Genomic DNA, 439 nt, shown 5'->3' on the forward strand with positions numbered 1-439 from the left:
TCCTGGACCTGGCGCTGGAGCGTCCGTTGGCACCGAAGAAGGCGCGCAAGAGTGCGCAACGTGTCACGGTGCGCAGCAAGGCCAAACCGAGTGGAAACGCGCGCGTCAAGCATTGACGCGCGCTGTCCAATGGCCCGAAACCCGCGTCGTTGCTGGCTTTCCAGCTTGCGTGGGGGTAGGGCCACTGGTATAAAAGCAGCACTCGCGAATGAGTGATCGCAGTCTGGCGATCGCTGAATTCGGCGAACCGTTTCCACATGGCGGCCGCATGCAGAGCGCGTGCGGTTGCTTCCCTGTCGAATAAGCGGAACCCACCGCCAAAGGAGTTGTAGAGAATGAACAAGACCGAATTGATCGATGCCGTTGCTGAAGCTGCAGACCTGACCAAGGCCGAGTCCAGCCGCGCTGTCGATGCCGTCGTTGCTGCCGTCACCAAGGC

General features: G+C 61.0%; 1 protein-coding gene. It reads left to right on the plus strand.

Annotation, left to right across the window (positions count from 1 at the left end):
• Nucleotides 1-335: 335 nt before the first annotated feature.
• Nucleotides 336-439 (plus strand): HU family DNA-binding protein (locus GVL52_RS29155; RefSeq protein WP_200848009.1); only part of this gene is annotated, 104 nt, incomplete at its 3' end.

Origin of the sequence: Rhizobium sp. 18055 (assembly GCF_902706285.1) — a bacterium.
Classification (GTDB): Bacteria; Pseudomonadota; Alphaproteobacteria; order Rhizobiales; family Rhizobiaceae; genus Rhizobium.